20 protein-coding genes are annotated in these 19,175 nt (G+C 39.2%); 8 read left to right on the top strand and 12 right to left on the bottom strand.

Annotation, left to right across the window (positions count from 1 at the left end):
* Positions 1–30: 30 nt before the first annotated feature.
* From BMX24_RS08915 to BMX24_RS08890, 6 genes are all read left to right on the top strand, one after another.
* A complete protein-coding gene (locus tag BMX24_RS08915) occupies positions 31–615 on the top strand; it encodes an SMI1/KNR4 family protein (RefSeq protein ID WP_089791700.1) in 585 nt (194 codons plus the stop codon).
* A 92-nt stretch (positions 616–707) separates the two neighbouring features.
* Positions 708–941: a hypothetical protein gene (locus BMX24_RS08910; RefSeq protein ID WP_089791698.1), complete on the top strand. Its 234-nt coding sequence runs from the start codon at positions 708–710 to the stop codon at positions 939–941.
* Positions 942–951: 10 nt separating this feature from the next.
* On the top strand, positions 952–1,368 hold the full coding sequence (locus BMX24_RS08905) for a hypothetical protein (RefSeq protein ID WP_089791696.1): 417 nt from the start codon (positions 952–954) through the stop codon (positions 1,366–1,368).
* 299 nt (positions 1,369–1,667) lie between these two features.
* The gene (locus BMX24_RS08900; protein ID WP_089791694.1) at positions 1,668–2,054 is read left to right on the top strand and encodes a DUF2750 domain-containing protein; all 387 of its coding nucleotides are present in this window, start codon (positions 1,668–1,670) and stop codon (positions 2,052–2,054) included.
* A 236-nt stretch (positions 2,055–2,290) separates the two neighbouring features.
* The gene (locus BMX24_RS08895; protein ID WP_089791692.1) at positions 2,291–2,953 is read left to right on the top strand and encodes an immunity protein Imm33 domain-containing protein; all 663 of its coding nucleotides are present in this window, start codon (positions 2,291–2,293) and stop codon (positions 2,951–2,953) included.
* Between the two features lies 1 nt (position 2,954).
* Positions 2,955–3,707 (top strand): DUF6882 domain-containing protein, encoded by a 753-nt coding sequence (locus BMX24_RS08890; RefSeq protein WP_089791690.1) that lies wholly within the window; start codon positions 2,955–2,957, stop codon positions 3,705–3,707.
* Between the two features lie 152 nt (positions 3,708–3,859).
* Here the strand turns inward: BMX24_RS08890 and BMX24_RS08885 are convergent, their stop codons facing one another.
* The 12 genes from BMX24_RS08885 to BMX24_RS08825 form a co-directional block, all read right to left on the bottom strand.
* The gene (locus BMX24_RS08885; protein WP_089791688.1) at positions 3,860–4,312 is read right to left on the bottom strand and encodes a hypothetical protein; all 453 of its coding nucleotides are present in this window, start codon (positions 4,310–4,312) and stop codon (positions 3,860–3,862) included.
* Positions 4,313–4,343: 31 nt separating this feature from the next.
* Positions 4,344–4,805, bottom strand: coding sequence for a hypothetical protein (locus BMX24_RS08880; RefSeq protein WP_139176802.1), 462 nt, complete (start codon positions 4,803–4,805; stop codon positions 4,344–4,346).
* Positions 4,806–4,927: 122 nt separating this feature from the next.
* The gene (locus BMX24_RS08875) at positions 4,928–5,668 is read right to left on the bottom strand and encodes a hypothetical protein (RefSeq protein ID WP_139176800.1); all 741 of its coding nucleotides are present in this window, start codon (positions 5,666–5,668) and stop codon (positions 4,928–4,930) included.
* A 9-nt stretch (positions 5,669–5,677) separates the two neighbouring features.
* The gene (locus tag BMX24_RS08870) at positions 5,678–6,397 is read right to left on the bottom strand and encodes a DUF4974 domain-containing protein (RefSeq protein WP_139176798.1); all 720 of its coding nucleotides are present in this window, start codon (positions 6,395–6,397) and stop codon (positions 5,678–5,680) included.
* 577 nt (positions 6,398–6,974) lie between these two features.
* A complete protein-coding gene (locus BMX24_RS08860; protein ID WP_089791678.1) occupies positions 6,975–7,733 on the bottom strand; it encodes a FecR domain-containing protein in 759 nt (252 codons plus the stop codon).
* A gap of 48 nt (positions 7,734–7,781) precedes the next feature.
* On the bottom strand, positions 7,782–8,558 hold the full coding sequence (locus BMX24_RS08855; protein WP_089791676.1) for an ATP-binding protein: 777 nt from the start codon (positions 8,556–8,558) through the stop codon (positions 7,782–7,784).
* Between the two features lie 172 nt (positions 8,559–8,730).
* The gene (locus BMX24_RS08850; RefSeq protein WP_089791674.1) at positions 8,731–9,504 is read right to left on the bottom strand and encodes a hypothetical protein; all 774 of its coding nucleotides are present in this window, start codon (positions 9,502–9,504) and stop codon (positions 8,731–8,733) included.
* Between the two features lie 14 nt (positions 9,505–9,518).
* Complete coding sequence (locus BMX24_RS08845; protein ID WP_089791672.1) at positions 9,519–10,244, bottom strand: ATP-binding protein; 726 nt, start codon at positions 10,242–10,244, stop codon at positions 9,519–9,521.
* 567 nt (positions 10,245–10,811) lie between these two features.
* The gene (locus BMX24_RS08840) at positions 10,812–11,156 is read right to left on the bottom strand and encodes a hypothetical protein (RefSeq protein WP_089791671.1); all 345 of its coding nucleotides are present in this window, start codon (positions 11,154–11,156) and stop codon (positions 10,812–10,814) included.
* A 59-nt stretch (positions 11,157–11,215) separates the two neighbouring features.
* Positions 11,216–11,704, bottom strand: a complete 489-nt coding sequence (locus BMX24_RS08835; protein ID WP_170835676.1) for an RNA polymerase sigma factor — start codon at positions 11,702–11,704, stop codon at positions 11,216–11,218.
* A gap of 246 nt (positions 11,705–11,950) precedes the next feature.
* The gene (locus tag BMX24_RS08830; RefSeq protein WP_089791667.1) at positions 11,951–13,096 is read right to left on the bottom strand and encodes a FecR family protein; all 1,146 of its coding nucleotides are present in this window, start codon (positions 13,094–13,096) and stop codon (positions 11,951–11,953) included.
* Between the two features lie 55 nt (positions 13,097–13,151).
* A complete protein-coding gene (locus BMX24_RS08825) occupies positions 13,152–13,721 on the bottom strand; it encodes an RNA polymerase sigma factor (protein ID WP_089791666.1) in 570 nt (189 codons plus the stop codon).
* 661 nt (positions 13,722–14,382) lie between these two features.
* On the opposite strand from BMX24_RS08825, the gene BMX24_RS08820 reads away from it, so the two are divergent.
* The gene (locus tag BMX24_RS08820) at positions 14,383–17,721 is read left to right on the top strand and encodes a SusC/RagA family TonB-linked outer membrane protein (RefSeq protein ID WP_089791664.1); all 3,339 of its coding nucleotides are present in this window, start codon (positions 14,383–14,385) and stop codon (positions 17,719–17,721) included.
* 190 nt (positions 17,722–17,911) lie between these two features.
* Entirely contained in the window at positions 17,912–19,165 is a 1,254-nt protein-coding gene (locus tag BMX24_RS08815; protein ID WP_170835675.1) for a RagB/SusD family nutrient uptake outer membrane protein, read from the top strand.
* Positions 19,166–19,175: the final 10 nt, after the last annotated feature.

Raw genomic sequence — 19,175 nt, 5'->3', positions numbered from 1 at the left:
ATTTTGATACGCTGATTTTTCACGTCACGAATGAAATACAAAAAAATCAATGGACTTATATATAAGTTCGAAAATTTAGGAATTGAAAATTCTAGTGACGGCGCCATTTTGATAGGCAAAGCGCCTCATATAGCACCTGAAGCATGGTTGAATGAAATCTTCCCAGTTCTAGATAGTAAAGAGATTAAAATCCTAGAAGAACAATTAAAAACTGATATACCTGAAGACTATAAGAATTTTTTAATGAACTTTAGTAATGGTCTTATTTTCTTATCATCCACACTAAGTTTATATGGATTGAGAAGACAGTTGAATCGTAGATCTAGTGTAGATTCTCGTCAACCATATTCAATAATCACATCTAATATTCCTGAAAGACCTGACAACGCAAAAAATAGCTTTTTCTTCATTGGAGGATATAATTGGGATGGTTCTCGCCTGTATATAGATAAGAATACCAATAAGGTCCATTGCTGTGAGAGGTGGGATGCAACATCAAGGATAGAATGGAATTCTTTTCAAGAGATGTTATTAACCGAATTGAAAAGACTGTATTCATATTTTGATGATGAAGGAAAAGAAATTGATGAGGATCGATCAACACTTCCATATTAAATTATATTGATAGAGGAGAATTTTATGTTCATCAAAAAATAAAAAAAATCACTGCCGAAAGGCAGTGGTTTAAAAATCACAACAAAGGAAATATGGAAAATTTAGCTGTCATAACAACGAAGTTTGTTTTAGAAGATAATTCGCCTATTGTATCTGTTTTCAAGGACGAAGAAGGAGATTGGCAATTTTTTGGAAAAGAAAAAGGTATTTTAGAAGAAGATGCAAGAGTTATAAAATTAGAAGAAATACTCAGAATAGATAAAAGTATTGGAGATATTTTAGCGATAAAAAATAGGAGTCATGTTTGGAGAGAAGATGCTGGGTAAATAACTGAAAATGAAAATTGTAATTATTTTTCTAGCTTCTTTCGTTTTTATTAATTGCGAAAAAGCAATAGGTAATAAAAGACTAAACTGTATTGATTTTAAGATTGGAAAATTTCAATTGATTAATAAGGATTCAAAAAAGAAATATCTAATAGAAAGAACTAAAGACTTTCAAATTGAACAAACTTTTGATCTTAGCACCAACAAGAAAATAAGAAAAGATAGATATTATAAAATATTTTGGATAAATGATTGTGAGTATAGTTTAATACTTGATACTTCAAAAAGTGAACATGACCAAATTGATCTTTACATAAATTCAAAGGGGGGATATAAATGTTCAATAAAAAAAATTGACAATAATTGCGCGACTGTCCAAACTAATGTTGAGGGAGATAACTTTATTTCTAAAGTATGTAAAATATAGTAACTATCTTAAAGAATGAATCCATAAGCAATAGAGAATGTTAAAAAATTGGAACCATTTCATCGGTATCGACATTTTATTTAAAGAATAGCAGACTTTGAAGAGCTTTGGACACTAATCAATTAGAAGACATAAATGAAATTGTAAATGTAAAACAATACGTAACCCTAGAAATTCTAGAAACTCTAAAACTAGAGGAACTGAATTAGCACATCCACGAGGAAAAAGGGCAAAAGATGGTAATAGCCACAAGGATGCAAAATTACAAGATGCAGATTTACATAAATTAGAACATAAATATGGCGGATACAAGTAAAAAAATTGAAAACATTTTGAAAATGTCAGAAGATGAAAGGTATGATTATTTCATCAGAAAAGTTGCAGATTTTGAGGAAATTTGGGGGCTTAGCGATAATGGTTGGGCTTTACTAGGCGATAACGCCGGAAATCAAATACTCCCATTATGGCCTGAAAAAGAATTTGCAGAATTATGTGCTATAGATCAATGGAAAGGATATAAACCTGAAGTAATACAGTTAGATAATTTTATTGAAAAGTGGATTCCAGGAATGTTAAATGATAAAACATTAATAAATGTTTTTTTAATTCCCAATGGTAAAGGTATAGTAATTTCTCCTGACGATCTTAATTCTGATCTACAAGAGGAATTAGAACAGTATGAATAAATGTGGGATTAATTAGCGTATCAATTTGGAAAATGAAATCATCGATTCTCTCGTTGAAAAAAAATTGCCTATTAAATGTTTTTCCTGTAGATAATCGGACTGGTTTTGTAGTGAATGTACTAGAATTTAGCAGAGATCTTCGTGAAGAATTAGATAAGATAGAATAAATAATTTCAAATTAAAAATGCTGAATAGCGTATCAATTGGTACGCTATTTTTGATAGAGCACAAATCAAATGAGAATACAATACAAAGAAATTGATATTAAGGTAAGTGAAAGCTATTTATCTACCAAAGGGTTAAGCAATTTCATTGGAAAAGAAATTCGAATTAATCTTGGCGGTCAACTGCAAGAAGATTATGTGGAAGTTATGAGGTACATGATTGACTATATTATCGGGAGTCATCCAACAATAGTAGAAAATCAAACAATAGGATATTATTCATGGTTATTGAAGTTTAAAATCAATGAACAAAACCAGTTTGACTTATACGAAGTAAATGCCGATGGCAGCGGTTTCAATAGAGGCTGTGACCTAACAATTTCCGTAGTGAAGAGCCAATCAGAATTATGTTCAAAATATGGTCTGATCCCAATGTTTCCTAACTTCAATCAAATGGTGGTTATTTCAGATGGAGTCTATGAAGGTAAGGACCTGGAGGCCATCAGGTATGAATCTCCGGAGCATATGTCCGGCTGGTGGCTCATTGCTGACGAATATGATGATAATATTGAGTCCCTAAAGACAGTTCACTATCACCATGTCGCTTTTAACCGTCCGGATATTCTGAAATACCTGGCTTTACCTTTTGATTACAGATTTTTAATGGATAATGGAAGGGTTGAAATTTCTCAAGATGAAGAGGAAGATCCGTGGTTAATTAACAAAAGACTATGATATGAATTACGAAGAATTTAGCGCAGAGAAATGTCAAAGCCTGCTTCACATTCAGGAGCAGTTTAAAGAAAAAATTAACTTGGATTCTTACAAGAACTGGTTTTATGATGGAGAATCAGAACTTTTGAGATTATATAACAGTGATGAAGATGAGATTTACTTTAGATATGTTCCGATAGGAACTTTTTCATTAAAACTAAGAACATGGATGTGGAGTTGGTTCAATACATCCTCGATCGAAAAAAGTAAGTCTCAACTTTTAGCCATAAAGGAATTTGGAGTCCAGAATAATTACGAAAAGCTTAAGGAAGGCACTTTCCCTGCCGATGAATTTGATGGTTGGGAATTATCAGCAATCTGTCTGCATCTTCTCAATGGAATTGGAGTATATAAAGTAAATTCTGGTGAGTTAGAGAAGTATATGTTACTTATGCAGATTGAGAATAGGGATTCACCGGAAGTAATAAAATTTAAGAAGCAAACTATTGAATGTGGTAAACATGGCTATTCCAGACCAGCATTTGTTTGTCAGCATTTGGATCTTGAAACTCCTAAAGGTTTTGAAGAAGCGTTTGATACTGAGAAAGGAATGGAGCTTGGTGAAGAAGATGATTTTCAGGCCTGGTGCAGTGATTGCGAAAAGATAAGACTCCAGCATGATGGGTGGAATGAAGAGTCTGAAAAGCATACAGGGATTACGCTCATTTGTGAGAACTGCTATTTTGAGTTGAAAGATTTTAATCTGACGCGATAGTTGAGTATAATGATCTCCAACCAAAAAAAATCATCTGAATTTTTACACTCCACAAATCCTAAAATGAAATTAGTTTCAAGTCTTGATTATACAATAATGAGGCTGTCGCTTATAAAGACAGCCTCATTGTTACTAGTACTTATTTAAACGGATTATTTCACTTCGTTAAATTTTATCTTTACCACTTGTTGCTGTAAGCGACTATAGTATTCCAGTTCTTTTTTTCCCAGGTAATGAAATGTAAGAGAAGTTTTCTGCCCCCGTTGATCTGTTAACTGCAAAGAAAAAAACTGGAACTGTGAAAAGTCTTTTAGAAGCTGCGCCCAAAACAAGTAAGCTAAATGAGCTCCAAACTCTTCAAAATGGTGATCTACCTCAATTGGTTTTGGTGATGTTATATCTAATATCAAAGGAAAGGTATCTGATGTCAGCTTATCATTTTTATCCTGGATTGTATTTGAGCCTAAGGCTTCGGTGCCTTCCCATATTTTTTTTAATTGTTCATAAAAATACTTTCTATCATTAGGATTTGTAAGTGATCTTTTCTTTTGTGCCTGTATACCGTTAAAGGTGAGAGTGAAGACAATGAGAAATAATAGTTTCATTGAATGGATGCTTTACTGGAAATTTTTAGAATTATTTGTCGGACGAACACTGCAGTGTTATCCAACGTTTTTGCAATTTGCTAAATATTGATAGGGTTCCGTCTTTGTTATAGTTGTAGTCAACGGTTACCGTTTTGCCCCGATCACAAGGAGCTGAAAGTGAAAAAACTTTAAATTCCGGAAATTCTTTTAGAAGGTCATTCCAAAATAAAAAAGCAAATGTTGATCCCCGCCCCTCCAGTTCTTTAAGCATAGCCTCTTCACTTTCAGGTAATGTAGGAATGTGCAGATAGAAAGTATCTTTGTGATGCATAAAACTTTCAGCGTTTCTATTGACTTTACCTTTTAGGAAGCTCAATTTATTAGATACTATTTTCTCAAGCTGATCAAGGAAATACTTTTTGTCTTCCGGATTAGCCAGTGACCTTGGTCTCTGGCTATACGCGGTTCCTGTAAGAAGAATGAATAGTATAAGTATTGGTGTGTATTTCATTTTAGGAAGATTATTTTTTAAGAATTGTGAAAGCCACCCGAGAGTGGCTTTCACTGATTTAACATCAGAGATGGCAATTGTAGGTATAAGCTCATTCCGTGATCGGAAACTGCAGACCTGAATCATTGCTTTGTTATTGTTACGGTGCTGTAGTAACGTGTATAATCGATCTTAAACTCAGTATTTTTCTGCAGTCTTTCCAGAAATACTGTCACAGGTTCCCTGATGTCGAAATTCACGTCTAAAAATATAGCAGAGGGATCTTCTTCAATTTCCTTGTAATCTGTCTCGACACGGTAGAAAAGGTTCAATCCATAGGCAAGGTCATGTACATTTAAGCTGCCAAAGCGATAGAGATTATCCAGCCATTTGATTTCGAGTTCCGGCTGCCAATCAATAGTTGAATCCAGCCGATTGCTTCCGAACCAAAAGCCCCCGCTGGTTAGACTCGTATCTATAAGCTTGTTTTTAAACTTAACCAAACCTTTTAAAATAGTAAGCTTTCCTTTCCCTGAACTTAGATCGTAGGAGTCTATATTAAGTTCTGCATCGGTTGTTTCCAGTTCCACATCACCCAATACAATTTGTACTGGTGTGTGGGCTCTTTCTGCGCTGTCCACTTTAACAAAAGCTCCTCCTTTTATAAAAACGCGGGCATCCCTGGCTCTGCAACGGAGTTCACTATGCTTGTTAATCATGATCCTGAAACCATTATCCAGGGCGGCAATCATGGGAGTATTTTCAGCCGTGCTGGTATTGTACAGGTCAGGCTTTTCGCAGCCTAAAAACAAAAAAGGTAAGAAAGCGGCTATTAGCCAAAGAAAACAATGTTTCATATATTGATTGATTATTCTGGTGTACATTATGGAAAGTTATTTATGTCGTATGGTTATTGAGTCCTTTGAGTAGAAGGTGAACGTGTAATTATTATTCTGTTCCAGTTGATGCAGCTGTTGCGCAATTTCCTCATAAGGTTTGAGGTAGAGATCACGAACTAATGAGTCCGCATCGTTGGCATCAAGACCAACTTTCAGATCGAACCATCGGGTTAGGATGCCTTTACATTCGTACAGCGGAACTTGCTTAAACTTATAAAATCCGTTTGCCCAATAGGTATGTTCTTCCGGCTGCCAGTTAATCATTGTACTTACTGAATCTTTAAAGATCCGTACGCCTTCTTTTTCAACAATGATGTCGGGACCGGCATTCTGTACCCTTACTTTTCCCTGAAGTACCGTTAGCTTCGCTGAGCCAGGCTTTCCGTTTCCCGGTCCGTCCACAAGGTTGTAGGTCGTCAAATAAAATTCACCATCTTCACATGTCAGCCTGACTCCTTCTATGTCTATAATCAGAGGAGTACCTTCAGCGCTTTCTTTGTCAATGATAAACTGACCTTCTCCCCCAAAGTAAATAACTCCGTTACCACCCAATTCATAATGAATACCGCTGTGGGTATTTAGTGTTGCGCTGATTCCCTGCTGTATTGGAAAACTTATAATGCGGGAGCTGGTACCTATTTGTCTGCTGCCTTCCATCTTAAAACAACTTGTTAATGAAGCGCATAGCAGTAAAGTCAAACTAATTCTTTTCATGATTGTCTTTCCGTATTGATGAAATAATAATAGTATCAGGGTAAACAAGAGCCTGCTCATTTTCCCTCAGGTAAAAGGCAGGTCTTTTGTGATTCTTAACCCATGCATACCCACGAAATATGGTGATGAGGTCCACTTTGTTTTGGGTCGTGGAATGCGCGTGTTTTAGACAAGTGAGCGGACTAATATTGAAATAGCAATATCCGGTGAGCAGAGCGGCTGTTTCACCAAATACAACAGTTATTCCGTTAGAGGCCGGCGTACTGTCTTTTTCAATATAGGCTTCTCCAGATACATGCTGTACGTCCGGATTGTTTCGAGGGTATGATAGTTTAGTATGGTGTTTGAGATATACTCGGAGGTTTTTATGCAAACTGTCGACAAGAATTGTCCCTCCTTCATTATGAATTATCCTTGTCGCAGTATCACCTGTTGGTTCACTGTTTGGCCTTGGACTCCTGAGGTCATTGCAAGCTTGCAAAATGATGAGCAGCAACGAAAACAAGGAACCTCTTAAAAAAGTATTAAAAAACATATCGTTCGAAGTGATTAACAACTGTACAGAAAATTACAATGATCATTGAGCAGATGATTTTATCTTGCTTTTACCTACATCCTTCTTTCTATTTTTTACAGAAAATCTTATGATGTTATTCTCATCAAGGGCATATTCAATGTCCAGGATGAGGGATAAGCGGTTTAATAATTTTAGTAAAGAGGTTGAATTTTCAAATCCAATACATATCCTCTGACTTTTTAGAGGCGGATCAACAATAGGAATTTGGATATTGTACTTCCCAGCCATTTCGTCAGCTAATTCCTCGAGGGTTATATCGTCATACAGATAGACTCCTTCAAGCCACTTTTTGTATTCTGTAAAAATATGCGGCGTTGAATCATGATGATACACTTTCTGTTGAAGGTAAATTCCGGTACCCTGGCTGAGGTAGTATACGTGATGAGGATAGATCCAGTAAGCATGACCAGTTAAAAGGTATGCAGAGATCAGCCGGAAATCCCTGGAGTTGATATAGATGTCTGCTTTTTCATTAGCAGGAATAACGATTTTATGATCAGATAAACTAATAACGAAGTCCTTTAAACCCGGTTCAATATGAATAACGGCACGACCGGATAACTCAACTAATCTTAAAGAGTCATCAGAATATCCGTACAAGTGATCGTCGTCGAGTAGGCATGTAGTATTGTCAGCAGATGACTTATAATGCTTTTCAGTATTGGGGTATGTTTCTTTAAGATTCTTAGTTTGTGAGTGTACAACGCTTACTTGGAGATTCACGATAATGACAAAAAAAATAACCTTATGATATTGCATACGGACGATTTGAGAATCTGCTTGAAATTTTTTCAGAGATTTACAGCCTCAGAAGCCATTTCGAAACAACCTGCCTGATTCATTGTTGCAAGCAGGTTGTTGAGAGCCTGCAGGGGTGTTTTCTTGTTGATTTTTCATTACTGCTGTGATACAAATCAGTTCCTTACCCGTTCGGAAACCAGACTCGGTGATGGTAAAAGATTCACCGTGAAGTTTAAGCTCTTCTTTAACAAGAAAAATTCCATGAAGATGAAATATTGGAGAGGCCTCAAATAAAGTGCCTTCAGAAAGAAGTTCTTCTTTGGCATGAGGCCGATTCGGATCAACAGATAAAATAATACTGAAAGACAATTGCCGATCAGATTTCGAGGCAGTTATTCTTATAGCAGATCCTGTGGCAGCATAGAAGATGCCCAGGTCTATGATGGGGATCAGGACAGAGCCGGTTTTAATGGGATCTATACTGATAGTTCTGAGGTTGCGATCAATGGTAGTATAGATGACCAATTTTTTTTCCAGCGCATGTGGTTTAGCCGCTTCCAGCACTAAATCCAATAGATGCTCGAAATGAAAAGAATCTGCCATTATGTTTGCTTCATACGAAGTATGCAGTAGCGATGTTGAAATAAAATCTTTCGTAAGATCTGTGATTCTGCGGTAACAATTGGTAAGCAGGGTGGTATGACCCTGAACCATTGAAACTAATGGATCTTGTTTTTCTTTTTTCCCGATCATTAGTTTTTCATAAATCTGTTCCATTTCTTTTGTCGTGCTATTGCTTATTTCGGCCAGCTTTTTAATCTCGAGAAGTCCTATCAGATGCATCCTTTTAAGCTCCTGTAGAGCTAGTCTTCTGGACTTATTTGAAAATCGAAGATGCGTGAAAATATGTATCAGTCTCACCATGGCTTTATTTTTTTAAGCATGAGAAGGTTCCAGTCTTACGTTCGCAGGTAAGGCGTCTATTGCATTAGGGAAAAATCATCATGTCTAAAGGCTACACTTTGAATATGCTTAATTCAACGATGAATTTCACTTCGTTACTGTTTTTTTCTGCATTCGATTCAACCAGGCCAAGCCTTCCTCCTATCAGTTCAATATATTTCTCTGTAAGTTGTATTCCGTCCTGAAATTGGGCACGGATATCCTTTTTTATGGCTTCGTTGGAGAGTGGTGTTTTATGGGAAACCTCCTGCCGGTCTAAACTGGTGGTAACGTAGAAACAAAAAAATTCATCATGCCTGAATGCCGTGGTTGTTATGGATTCTTCCGGTTTAGCATATTGAATCACAATCTGTAGTAAGGTCATGAGGATATACCTTATTTTCTTGGCGTCGGACTGAACAAATTCTACATCTGTAATTCTCGCCTTCTCCATCACCACCTCTCTTTCCGCTGCTCCTTTCTCAAAGAGATGCATTAACCGGATGATCATAAACTTCAGATCAAACAGGTCGTCATCCAGAGAAAGCGGATTATTGGTTTTTACGGCCAAAAGGATAATCCGCGTTTCAATAAGATATTCAGTAGTTTCAAGCAGCAGTATGGTAAGGCCTATCTGATCTATATCTGTAATGTCAATTGCCTTTCCCTGACCGTCTTTTGCCAGGATTCCTGCTGCTTTATAGACTTTTGCATTGGCTGTAACAGACTGCAAAATATCAGAACACTTTACGATATTCCTCTTGATGTGCAGCAAGGTCTTAATATCAAAGCTTTTAAGAATAGCTGTTTGCTTATCGGAGGAACCGAATAAAAATTTAAAAAACATGCAGAGTGGGGCTGTTATGGTTTTTGATAAGGGAGATACAGGTAAAATTCCAGTCCTGAAATCGTGGGGGTAATTTGTATTTTTCCTTTCAGGGATGAGGCCATTTTTTGGTAGAGAAAAAGCCCCCTACCGTAGGCTGCCCTCCCATTTGTTCCCAATCTGTTTTCACTAAATAATTGTTCTATTTCTAACCTTTCCAAACCTCCGGCAGTATCGGTGATTTTTATGCATAGATATTCATTATGCTCAATAAATACCTGCATGGCAATACGGTCATGGGCATTTGAAAAATGATCAATATTTTCAAGCCATGACAAAAGAATCCGAGCTAAGAGTATCTGATCTGTATAGATCCATTCAGGAATTTCCTGGGAAATGGAGTAGTGAAAATGATAGTTCTTCAGCTTTGCCGCCTCACTGAATATTCCTGCGATGCTTTCCAGCTCTTCTTTGCTGTTACATTCCCTTTTTACGCAGACTTCATACCAGTCCTTATTGGGATCTCCAATAGAAGCCTTCATTTGAAGGGCCATATGAAGCATATTGGTCACCTTTCCATAAGTAATATTGCCGATCTGCCGCGAAGAATTATCCGACGAATTCCGTAAAAGCTCCAGAAATTGCCGTAGGTCTATAAGTGCTGTTGTCAGCAAATCAGAGAAAGTATCACCCTGATGCATTAGCCTCGATACCTGCTGATAAGGTTCTGTGAGGCAGGATTCTTCCGTTGTTTTTACCATAAAAGAGACTTCGTTTTTTTTTGAGAATAAGAAATCCGTCTGTCACTAAAAAGCGACAAAGTAATTTCATGAGTGGTCGTGCCAGCGACCATTACTTAGACATTGTTATGATAAAATATTTCCCTGTTTATTTATATGCTTATTATTCTTTACTCAACCCGTGAAAAAGTAATGTTCCTACAGAAACTTCTTCCGGGATCACTGCTTCGTTGTTAAAAACTTCCGAGCCTTGACAAGCCCGAAGGTCATTTTATTGATGACCTTTTTAGGTCACGAAATATTACCCCGACCAATACTTCTTGTTATGGAAAGGATTGTTCGGGAAATCGAATATCATATGACAATCTTACCAACAATGAGACATTTCAAGGACGAATGCCTTACGTATTCACTTGCACGTAAAGGGGCCTTGAATTTCTCGCATTATTTTTCCTTTTTCAAAAGTCACTATATCTAATAAGTGAAAAAATGGAAAAAGGTAACGTCTCGAAAACAGATATTTGTTTTGAGAATGTGTATACCATTGGATACTAATTAGGAAGTCCGGACAGAGAACTATTGAAAATATTACAGCAGAAATAAGAAAAAGGCGGCAATGCAGAGCAGGATGAAAATGAGCAGTACGATTATGATAATAAACTTGTGGGATGTATTTTTCTTTGAATGGAGTGTAGAGAGCATCTGCTCGTATTCTTTTTCCATGTCCAGCTCATGCGCAGGGGACGTTGAAGGTAATGGTTGCTTGGCAGTCACTTCGGCAATAATTTCCTGGCAACGTCTGCTGACAAAAGGGTCATCAGAGATCAGATTGCTTTTGAAATAGTAGGCTTCTTCCTCGGTAAGGGCTGTACCGCTGAGTTTCCTGGTAAGGATTTCAGTAAAACGATTCTCGTCAAACAGGTGCTTGTCCATAGGTAAAAGCATTTACCCGCAATAGTTTGCAGTAAGGTATGTTGGTGATCAGTATGATGTTACAAATCGAAAAAGCTGCTCAGTTGTGTCCTTAAGTTAGCCACGGCCAGATGAATATAATTTTTAAAATTCTGGGTCGTTACGCCCATCATCTCGGCGCCGTCTTTTTGCCTCATATTTTGTATATAGTAGAGTTGAAACGCCATCCGATGCGAAGGTCTTAAAGAGTCTATTGCCTTTTCGATGGCAGCTTTGAGTTCCGGCGCCTGGTCAAAAGATGCTTTTTCATACGCAGGCGAATTTCTTAGATATTCAGCCTGATTGGATTTAAATGAAGCCCTTTCTTTGAGTGTTCGTAAGCAGTTGGTATGTGTCATTCTTCTGATATATCCTGTAAAAGAATCAATATGGCTATACTTAGCCAGCTGCCAGAATTGTAAGAACGTTAGCTGGCCGATGTCCCTGGCATCTTCGATTTCATCAAGCAGCAGGAAGGCATAGTTTATCTCCCGCTGATAATATGAGTAGAATATTGACTGAAATGCCATGCTTTTTAAAGTGAGATCGGCACTTTGCAAATATTGTATCAGTGTTTCATGATCGAGATTGAGGGTAACCATGCATTCTGAGGTTGATAAGGCCTCAATATAAAGATTATGGCTATACTCTCGAATGCAGCGGATAAAAAATGACACACGTATGTGACAGCAAAAAATGCCCCCGGTTTCTACAGGTAGAAACCCGGTCACTCCCTGCGTTTACTCAAATGAACCTTGCAGCCCTAAAGGAAGCCACTATCTGATGTGGTAAGTTCCCTGGACATCCTGGTCATAGTTGATTCCGCTTGTTGATGCCAGCCCGCGTAATACCTGTTCCAAAGGCTGACCTTTTATAATTCTTCCGGTAAAGCGATTTTGTAGCAATGCCTTGTTCTCTACCTGCAAGGCTACGCCATATAACCGCCTTATTATCGTGCAGACTTCTTCCAGCGTCGTGTTATTTAATATATACCGTCCATCCAGCCATCCCAAGGTTATATAACGGTCAAAGGCTCTGCTGGTAAATCCATCCTCACCAGCTACTGCTTCCAGTCCCGGAGTCAGTTCAATATGGTTCTTTTCCGTATGTACCCTTACTTTTCCTGCAACCAGAGAAATTGTATGGCGCAGGGAATCGTAACAGTTAACATTAAACTCAGTACCGAGTACATCAATCGTTTCCCCCTGGAGCTTTACCCTGAACGGGGCTTTAGCACTGGGAGCCACTTTGATATAGGCTTCTCCTGTTATTTGGATCTCCCGAAAGTTTTCATCAAAAGCCAATGGAAAACGGATAGAGGATACCGAGTTAAGATGAACCTGTGAACCATCGGGAAGCTTAAGAATATAATCTTTACCTGCTGGTACGTTTAGGGTAGCATAGCTCTTTTCGTTTCTCCCGGAGGGCTGGTACGTGAGCGTTTTTCCGGTAGTCTTCATTTTCTGTTCACCGATAGTAAATTCAGTGGTATCTTCTGTCAGATCAATTGTCTGCCCTGCAGAGAGCGAGAGCTGTACAGATTTTCCTGTTGCAGGAACGCTTTGATTTTCTACCAGGGAAGGGTTAGACTTTCCGGATTTAAGGTGCAGTGTTTGGGGAATAATAAAAAACAAAGCAATTGCGGCAGCGCTTGCTGCGGCGATTGAATAGATGATCCTGACTTTTCTGCTTCGGGCAAAAAGCCTGTCCAAGATAAGAGCGGACTGTTTTGCGGGTCTTTCAGAGTGCAGATAGGCTAAGAGCTCAGGATTTTGCGCGACTGTAAGCAGGTCTTCGCGGGTTTCTTCTGCATCAGGATTTTTAGCCACCTCTTCCATCAGGAAATTTCTTTCCTCCTGGGAAAGCGTACCCAGAATTTCTTTGGTCACTAAAAATCTAATATGTTCGAGTTGATTCTCCATCTATTGTAAATACTAAAATTTGATGATCAGGTACTAATAGGGAAAGAAATTTTTTTTACCGAAACGGTTTTAATTTTTCCCTAAGTATCCTTAGTGCGTTGCTGATGGTGTTTTTCACCGTTTGCAGGGACAGGTCTTCCTGCCTGGCTATTTCCTTTTGACTCAGCTCTTCCTCATATAGTTTCTTAAAGGAATTTCGGGTTTTAGGCGGTAGGGATTCGATGGCGGAATGGAGCAAGGCTCTGAGTTCCTTAATTTCTGATGGGTCATACTGATGAGACGGGCTGAGGTTTTGACTAAAAAAGGCTTTTCTTTTATTGGTAATCTTATTATGGGCAATTTTATCCAGGCATTTATTGCGGGTCGCGCGAAGCAGGTACGGACCGATTGAAGAATAACCTTTCTTCGAAAATGCGTCCCGGTTTTCCCAGATTCGGATAAATATTTCCTGGATAATGTCTTCAGCTTCCTGAAGATCTTGTAAAAGATGAAAGGCTTCGATTATCATTGCTGGTTGATAACGATCGATAGCAGCCTCTAAAGCTTTTTCTTCGCCTGACGCAATGCCTTGCAGAATTTTCTGGTCGTCATGATAAGTATAGTACCGTTCTCCTTTCGTACTCATTTTTTAACATCCATCGTAGGGAGTACCTTTTACCGAAGCCTCCCTTTAATTTTAAATTGATTGAAAAATCTGCCTTCCATGCTCACCGGCGATGGGCCTGAAGGGGAGCGTTTATCTCCCGAATGGTGTTGTTACAGGAAATGTGGCAATGGGTGAAAGGTCTTTATGGTATATTATTCGCGAAATGTCCAAATTAGCTATTATTAAGTATAAGTTAATAAAATTTAAGGGTATTGTGAAAAAATAGTGATCAGGCTGATCAGCCACATGCTATTTTACCTATTGGCATAGCTATATATAAATAAGGGTGTCAGAAAAAGTCACTTGTATTTACAATAATTTTTTTTCAAAATGATTAGTACCTCAGTAATTGTTTTCCGTATTAGCTATAGAAAGGGACTTGTTTCATGCCAGAGAAACAATAACGCTTACGTCATGTTTTTTTTGAGAATCAAGAATTTCTATACCTATTGAAGTATATAAAAGAGACTACGCTAAAAAAACGGCTTTACTTTTATTTCCCTGACATAACCTTATAAAGACTCACGTGTCGGCACCGGATATTCATCTGGTGTCACCGGTTTTATACTTAGGTCCGGCAGTGTACAATGTCGGACTTGGGGGAAGCTATATCAACCATTTACAACCAAACTAAGTATTTATGCAAACGATTGTCAAACCAGCTCAAACGTGCCTATGCTTATTAATTCTGTTACTGCTCCTCCTGTACCCGGATCTTCAAATGAAGGGTTATAGCAGTACTTTTCAAGATAAGATTTCCATATCGGTCAGGGACGCTTCGCTTGCCGATCTCCTGCGGCAGATCGCCAAAAAAGCGGAGACCACGATTTGGTTCAAGAATGATGATGTGTCCTCGTACAGGGGTATCAGTTATGAGGCTAAAAATAAAACAGTCGACGAAATTCTTCACCAGCTGCTGGACAACAAAGGCTTTTTGGTAACAGATCTGGGGAATAACAGCTTTGGAATTAAGAAGAAAACGGAGACCAATCTTATGGCCGCTCCTATGGATACGATTGCCCTGGTTCGAGGTAAGATAACAGATGAAAGAGGAACTCCTTTAATCGGTGCCAATATCCTTATAAAGGGCACGGGTAAGGGCGCATCAACCGGAAATGATGGTTCCTTTATGATCAGTAATGTTAAAATATCAAGTCGAACGGCAGTAGTTTCCATGGTGGGTTATTCGACCATTGAATCCCAGATCCCGGGTTCCAATTTTTTGTCCGTCAGCCTTAAAGCTGTATCGAGCATATTAGATGAAGCGATCATTGTGGCTTATGGGACAAAGATCAAAAGATTTGCGACTGAAAATACGATTTCCATCAAATCTAAAGATATCGAAAATCAGCCCGTGGGTAACCCTATGCTGGCCTTACAGGGAAGGGTTCCGGGACTGATGATTGAACAGGCGAGCGGTTTTGCGGGAAGCGGTGTCAAAGTACGGCTTCAGGGTCAGAATAGTATATCCAGGGGAAATGATCCTTTTTACGTCATCGACGGGGTGCCATATCAATCCCAATTGTTACCCAATTTCGGAAGTATATTAGGCACATCGGGATCGGCCAGCGCCATACCGGGAAACCCGTTAGCATTCATTAACCCTGCCGATATCGAAAGTATCGACATCCTAAAAGATGCAGATGCTACGGCAATCTATGGAGCAAGAGCTGCCAATGGAGCTATTCTGATAACCACTAAAAAGGGAAAAGCGGGTACTATGCACGTTTCCCTCAATGTACAGACCGGCTATGGGCAGGTTCCACGCAGACTGCAGCTCCTGAACACCGCGCAGTATATCGCAATGAGGAAGGAAACGAAAATGAACGACGGCCAGCCCATAGGTGATAACGACTTTGATATTAATGGAACCTGGAGTGACAAAACGGAACATGACTGGCAAAAAGAACTTATTGGAGGAAAAGCGAACTACAATGATGCACAGGTGAGCCTCTCGGGGGGCAGTTCAAATGTTCAGTATTTGGTGGGAACAGGATTCCATAGGGAAACGACAGTTTTTCCCACAGACCTGGCTGACAAAAAGATCAATGTGCATTTTAATGTCAGTACTTCTTCAAACGACCGGAGGTTTTCGGCAACGTTTTCGGGAAGCTTCTTAAATGATGATAATCGACTGCCTAACATTGACCTGACAAAAAATGCGATGACTTTAGCTCCCAATGCTCCGGACTTAAGAAAGCCTGACGGCAGTTTGAATTGGGGAGTAAATGACCGCGGGTATTCGACGTTGGGAACCAGCCATCCTCTTGCTAAGATCACTGCTTTATACAAATCCAAAACGGATAATGTGATTGCTAATGCGGCCCTTAATTACAATATACTAAGAACACTGACTTTTAAAACGAACATCGGTTATAATTCGTTGTCCACTGATGAGCTGATCACAAATCCGGTATCTGTCTGGGCTCCCGAGTATGCTGTTTATGTTACCCGGACCGCCAGTTATGGAAATAATACCGTTAAAACATGGCTTGTTGAACCGCAACTTAGTTTCGAACATCAGTTCAGCACTTCAAAATTGAGTGCACTTGCTGGGGCAACTGTTCAGCAGATGAATAGCAACAGGAAGCTGATTAACGGTACAGGCTATGCAAGTGATGGCGTTCTGGAAAATGTTGGGGCAGCGACTTCAGTATCTATACCTCCTGGTTTTACGATTATTTCCAGGTATAAATACAATGCCGGTTTCTTTCGGATTAATTACAACCTTGAAGACAAATATATCCTGAATCTCTCCGGACGCAGGGACGGAAGCAGCCGTTACGGCTCCGCGAACCGCTTTCATAATTTCGGTGCTGTGGGTGCTGCCTGGCTATTCTCCAGTGAGAAATTTTTCAGCTCTTTATCCAAGGTTATTGATTTCGGAAAAATTCGTATGAGCTATGGAATCACAGGGAATGATCAGATTGGAGATTATACCTATTTGAGCCTATATAATTATAATACGCCACCTGTTCCTTATGGGGGAGGTTCTTCGTTGATTCAGAATAAGCTTTCCAATCCTTATGTACAATGGGAAGAAACCAAAAAGCTTTCGCTAGGTCTTGATTTAGGACTTTTTTCAGATCGCATTCTTCTAACCGGCAATTATTTTTCGAATCGTTCATCGAACCTGATTTACTTTGCACAATTACCCTCAACGGCCGGTCCCAGATATTTGGATGTTAACTTACCTGCAGTGGTTCGTAATTCAGGGCTGGAGGTTCTGGTTAATACCGTTAATATCAGTAAAAAAGACTTTAAATGGAGCAGCACTTTTAACATCACCGTTTCCAGAAACAGGCTGAAAAGATTTGATGATTTAAGTACTTCGATTTATGCGACCGATTTTGTGATCGGGCAACCGATTAATATTCTTAAGGCCTATGCGTATAGAGGTGTTGATAGTAAAGATGGGTATTATCGGTATGCTGACCAGAAAGGTGATTTAACCGATGATCCTAATGCCGATCCCGCCAATAGAACGGTGGTGATTAACAGGGATCCAAAATTCTTCGGCGGGTTTGGAAATACCATCAGTTATAAAGGAATACAGCTCGATTTTTTATTTCAATTTGTTAAGCAGGTGGCTCCACGGTATTGGCCGGAAATACCGGGCGTTAATATGGTCAACCAACCGGCTTCGCTTCTTGACAGATGGCAAAAACCGGGGGACATAAAACCCTTCCAAAAAGTCACGGCTACTGATTTTAAGACAATAGGAGCTTATTATAATATGTTTAATAGCGATGCTTTTTATGTAGATGGGTCTTATATCCGTTTAAAAAATGTTTCTTTATCATGGACACTGCCAGCTTCATTCAGAAAGGGACTATCTCTGGAGAATGGAAGAGTATTTATCAATGCGCAAAATGTATTGACGATCACTTCTTATAAAGGGTTAGATCCGGAGTCGCAGTCTTCGGTTTCCCTGCCTCCTTTACGGGTACTTACTGCCGGTTTTCAACTCACCTTCTAAAATAATTAAGATGAAAAAAACATTTCATTATAAAAATAATATTCGTGTGGTTGGACTGGCTTTATTTCTTGCAGTTACTGGTTGTACAAAGCTAGTAGAGGTCGATCCTCCCTTAACCAGTATTAGCGGTGACGTGGTCTTTACCTCCGATGCTACGGCCATATCAGCCGTTAACGCGATATACACAACAATGAGTAGCCAGGGGATGAATAACGGCCTTACGTCCTTATCCCAGTTTGCAGGCCTTTCTGCTGATGAATTTAAAGTTGCTGATAATGTTTCAGACCAGTTGTATACTTCCTATTATACCAATTCGCTGACCAGTACCAATACCACCGGTAATGATTTCTGGATGAATATATATTCGTCATATCTGTTTATTGTAAACTCTTCTATCGAGGGCTTAACAGACAATGCCTTGGTTTCAGAGGCAGTAAGGAATCAGCTTTTGGGTGAATGCTTTTTTCTCAGGGCATTCAGCTACTTCTATTTAGTCAATCTTTATGGCGATGTTCCGCTGGTTTTAAGTTCAGATTATAAAAAGAACTCCAATATAGGCAGATCACCAAAGGCGAAAGTATATGACCAGATCGTCACTGATCTGAAAAATGCGGAAACATTACTCAATACCAATTACGTTGATAATTCGAAAGTAACCTCCACCAGTAAACGGGTAGTTCCTAATAAGGCGGCGGCGAAAGCTTTGCTGTCTCGTGTTTATTTGTATGGCAAAGACTGGGGGAATGCCGAAAATAAAGCGTCTGAAGTAATAGAAGATAAAGGCCTGTACGACACGGTACCTGTACATGCTGTTTTTTTGGTGGACAGTAAAGAAGTGATCTGGCAAATACAATCTGTGAGTGATATTTATACGAATGCTGCCGAAGCTTACCTATTTAAACTACCTCCGACAGGACCTGATCCGTATAGCTACCGAGTGTATTTGAGCGAAAATATCAACCAGTATATTTCTTATGATGACAAACGCCGGAGCTGGGTGGATAGTGTAATGGTTGGAAGTTTGGTCTACTATTTCCCGGTGAAATATAAGAATAACGAATCCTTTAGTCCTGTTACAGAGTATTCAGTAGTCATGCGGCTGGCTGAACTATACCTGATCCGTTCCGAAGCCCGTACACATCTGAATAAAACAATTGAGGCGCTCAGTGATCTCAATGTCATTCGGCAAAGAGCGGGTGTAGCTTCTATCCAATCTGGTAGCCAGGATCAGATTCTGAATAAAATCCTGCAGGAACGTAGAAGTGAGCTTTTTACCGAATGGGGACACCGCTGGCTCGATTTGAAGAGGACAGGAAAAGCCACGGCTATTCTCCAGCCAGTCAAAGGAGCAAGCTGGACCATCAATGATGAACTGTATCCCATTCCTCAGGCCGATATCAACATAAATCTTGGATTGCGGGGACAGCAGAACCCGGGATATTAAAGGCGGGGTG

Origin of the sequence: Chryseobacterium wanjuense, assembly GCF_900111495.1 — a bacterium.
GTDB classification, from domain to species: domain Bacteria; phylum Bacteroidota; class Bacteroidia; order Flavobacteriales; family Weeksellaceae; genus Chryseobacterium; species Chryseobacterium wanjuense.
This window is presented reverse-complemented; position numbering and strand designations above follow the sequence as displayed.

Excerpts from the sequence above, each read along its gene's own strand:
- BMX24_RS08915 (WP_089791700.1), top strand. The coding sequence starts at position 31 with ATGAAATACAAAAAAATCAATGGACTTATATATAAGTTCGAAAATTTA.
- BMX24_RS08910 (WP_089791698.1), top strand. The coding sequence starts at position 708 with ATGGAAAATTTAGCTGTCATAACAACGAAGTTTGTTTTAGAAGATAAT.
- BMX24_RS08905 (WP_089791696.1), top strand. The coding sequence starts at position 952 with ATGAAAATTGTAATTATTTTTCTAGCTTCTTTCGTTTTTATTAATTGC.
- BMX24_RS08900 (WP_089791694.1), top strand. The coding sequence starts at position 1,668 with ATGGCGGATACAAGTAAAAAAATTGAAAACATTTTGAAAATGTCAGAA.
- BMX24_RS08895 (WP_089791692.1), top strand. The coding sequence starts at position 2,291 with ATGAGAATACAATACAAAGAAATTGATATTAAGGTAAGTGAAAGCTAT.
- BMX24_RS08890 (WP_089791690.1), top strand. The coding sequence starts at position 2,955 with ATGAATTACGAAGAATTTAGCGCAGAGAAATGTCAAAGCCTGCTTCAC.
- BMX24_RS08885 (WP_089791688.1), bottom strand. The coding sequence starts at position 4,312 with ATGAAACTATTATTTCTCATTGTCTTCACTCTCACCTTTAACGGTATA.
- BMX24_RS08880 (WP_139176802.1), bottom strand. The coding sequence starts at position 4,805 with ATGAAATACACACCAATACTTATACTATTCATTCTTCTTACAGGAACC.
- BMX24_RS08875 (WP_139176800.1), bottom strand. The coding sequence starts at position 5,668 with ATGTACACCAGAATAATCAATCAATATATGAAACATTGTTTTCTTTGG.
- BMX24_RS08870 (WP_139176798.1), bottom strand. The coding sequence starts at position 6,397 with ATGAAAAGAATTAGTTTGACTTTACTGCTATGCGCTTCATTAACAAGT.
- BMX24_RS08860 (WP_089791678.1), bottom strand. The coding sequence starts at position 7,733 with ATGCAATATCATAAGGTTATTTTTTTTGTCATTATCGTGAATCTCCAA.
- BMX24_RS08855 (WP_089791676.1), bottom strand. The coding sequence starts at position 8,558 with ATGCATCTGATAGGACTTCTCGAGATTAAAAAGCTGGCCGAAATAAGC.
- BMX24_RS08850 (WP_089791674.1), bottom strand. The coding sequence starts at position 9,504 with ATGTTTTTTAAATTTTTATTCGGTTCCTCCGATAAGCAAACAGCTATT.
- BMX24_RS08845 (WP_089791672.1), bottom strand. The coding sequence starts at position 10,244 with ATGGTAAAAACAACGGAAGAATCCTGCCTCACAGAACCTTATCAGCAG.
- BMX24_RS08840 (WP_089791671.1), bottom strand. The coding sequence starts at position 11,156 with ATGGACAAGCACCTGTTTGACGAGAATCGTTTTACTGAAATCCTTACC.
- BMX24_RS08835 (WP_170835676.1), bottom strand. The coding sequence starts at position 11,704 with ATGGCATTTCAGTCAATATTCTACTCATATTATCAGCGGGAGATAAAC.
- BMX24_RS08830 (WP_089791667.1), bottom strand. The coding sequence starts at position 13,096 with ATGGAGAATCAACTCGAACATATTAGATTTTTAGTGACCAAAGAAATT.
- BMX24_RS08825 (WP_089791666.1), bottom strand. The coding sequence starts at position 13,721 with ATGAGTACGAAAGGAGAACGGTACTATACTTATCATGACGACCAGAAA.
- BMX24_RS08820 (WP_089791664.1), top strand. The coding sequence starts at position 14,383 with ATGCAAACGATTGTCAAACCAGCTCAAACGTGCCTATGCTTATTAATT.
- BMX24_RS08815 (WP_170835675.1), top strand. The coding sequence starts at position 17,912 with ATGAGTAGCCAGGGGATGAATAACGGCCTTACGTCCTTATCCCAGTTT.